The 2,168-nt window shown below is 61.3% G+C and carries 2 protein-coding genes; one reads left to right on the top strand and one right to left on the bottom strand.

Annotated features, from left to right (window positions below; translation table 11 throughout):
• Window positions 1-341: 341 nt before the first annotated feature.
• A complete protein-coding gene (locus Q322_RS21435) occupies window positions 342-635 on the bottom strand; it encodes a hypothetical protein (protein WP_051668816.1) in 294 nt (97 codons plus the stop codon).
• A gap of 163 nt (window positions 636-798) precedes the next feature.
• Here Q322_RS21435 and Q322_RS0119910 point away from each other — a divergent pair, with 163 nt between their 5' ends.
• On the top strand, window positions 799-1,932 hold the full coding sequence (locus Q322_RS0119910) for an alpha/beta fold hydrolase (protein WP_029479577.1): 1,134 nt from the start codon (window positions 799-801) through the stop codon (window positions 1,930-1,932).
• The last annotated feature ends 236 nt before the right edge of the window (window positions 1,933-2,168 follow it).

Raw genomic sequence — 2,168 nt, 5'->3', positions numbered from 1 at the left:
GCGTCTTCGCGGATTGCCTCGTGCGCCTGGCGCTCACCTGCCTCTACCAGCCGGACCACCGTTGTCGTGAGCCGATCTCCGCGCACGTCGGCCAGAGGTATGGAAACGAAAATGGGGTTCTGCCGCCACTTTTGTGAATCGGTTTCACAAGCATATTTTTTCCCACTCCAGCAGCTTCTTTTGTCCAGGAAGCACCATTATCAGACATGGCATCCGGTCATGGGCCTCGTTTTCGTCTGATAACCAGCTTTTAAGGCCGCTTCCAGATGTCTGATAACAATTTGGGGAATCCTGTCGTTGTCGGTGTCTCCAGTCTTCGCGGATGAGCTTGTTGGTTCATTTCACAAAAGTGGCGGCTTTAGGTGCCTTTCGTTTCCATACCTCAGGTTGGGTGAGGTGAAGAAGTTGTCCAGCTCCTGATCAATCTTTTCGAGGCCGTAAACGTGACCCGCTTTCATCCGGGCGCGGAGGTCATGCGGCGTCAGATCCACCAGGGCCAGTTCGGTCGCCTCGCGCAGCACGGCGTCTGGGATGCGCTCGCGCACGCCGGTCAGGCGGGCCACGGTGTCGTTGAGAGATTCCAGATGCTGCACGTTGACCGTGGACAGGACGTTGATGCCCGCCGCGAGCAACACCTCCACGTCCTGCCAGCGCTTCTGACGTTCGCTGCCGGGGGCATTGGTATGGGCAGCTCGTCCACCAGCACGACTTCAGGGCGGCGGGAAAGCAAACCTGGCACATCCAGTTCGGAAACTGGGGAGGAGAATTCGGAGGTTCACGCGCTCTAAGATGTCGCCCATGCTCCTTGCTCCCCCCACCCTCATCCTCGTCTGGCTGATGGGCCTGTGGTCCCTGGCGCTGCTCGGTGGTGGGGCCTGGCTGGTCTGGGAGTGGTACGACAGTTGGGCGCTTCACCTTCCCGCCGACCGTCGCCTGCTGGTGGCTGGCCTCTTCCTCCTGGCACTCCCCTTGCTCGGGCGCTTCGTGCTCACCCCCTTCCTGGGCCGCAGGCCCCGAGCGGGTGAGCAGGAGATGCGGCTGATGCCAGCAGGAACCCTTCACCGCATCGTGCGCCCTGATGGCGCGGTTCTCCACGTCCAGGCTTACGGACCGGAGGGTGCCCCGGTTCTCCTGTTCACCCACGGTTGGGGCCTGAGTCTGGCAGAGTGGTTCTATGCCCACCAGCACCTCGTGGGGCGCTACCGCCTGCTGCTCTGGGATCTGCCGGGCCTGGGACATTCGAGCCCCCCGCTGGATCATCAGTACGACCTGGAGCGACTGGCCGGGCACCTGAAGGCGGTTCTGGAGTTGGCGGGCAAGCAGCGCGTCATCCTGTGTGGGCACAGCATCGGAGGGATGATCACGCTGACCTTCTGCCGCCTATTTCCGGAAGCACTTTCACCCCAGGTGGTCGGTCTGATTCTGATCCACACCACCCCGACCAATCCCGTCCAGACCGCCTGGGGTGCGCCTGTTCTGCGCCGTCTCCAGGGCCCGCTGCTGCGTCCACTGTGTGCCTTGACCATTGCCCTGTCGCCCCTGGTCCGGGTGATGAACCTGCTGGCCTTTCAGAGCGGCCTGTCACACCTGGGAAATCACTTTATGCAGTTCGGTGGAAGCGAGACCCAGGGGCAGCTGAATTTCGTTGTCCAACATGACTTGCGGGCGAACCCGGCTGTCGCAGCACGCGGCATGCTGGCGATGATGCGCTACGACGCTGTGGACGTTCTTCCAACCATCCCTGTCCCCGTGCTGGTCATCGCGGCGAACCATGACAAGGCCACGTTGCCGGAGGCGTCTCACTTCATAACTCAGAAGATTCCCCAAGCCGAGGAAGTGATGCTGGCCCCGGGCGGACACCTGGGGCTGCTTGAACAGCATGGCGACTGGCTGAAAGCTGTTGAGGCGTTTGCCAAACGTTGCCTGGCCTAGTGCTCAGCGGCTGATAACTCCACTTTTTCGTTGTCCTGGACGCCTAATGTGCAAAGCCCACGTTGGTCCCTTGACAGCACCGACAACAGGCGGTGTTTCGGGTGGTGAACCTTCAAAACCCACCTCCCGACAGGCGGACGAACTCAGGAGTTGCACCTATGAATAGCGCGGGAGCAGCGTCCCAGACGATAAATCTTGACCTGCTCGCGTGGGGCGGTTTCTGCCATTCTCTCGCC

It is taken from the genome of Deinococcus frigens DSM 12807 (assembly GCF_000701425.1).
Lineage (GTDB): Bacteria > Deinococcota > Deinococci > Deinococcales > Deinococcaceae > Deinococcus > Deinococcus frigens.
Note: the sequence above shows the minus strand (reverse complement) of the source record. Positions and strands in the feature narration are given on the sequence as shown.

What these genes read in the sequence shown, in the direction of transcription:
- Q322_RS0119910 (WP_029479577.1), top strand. Translation starts at nt 799, where the DNA reads ATGCTCCTTGCTCCCCCCACCCTCATCCTCGTCTGGCTGATGGGCCTG.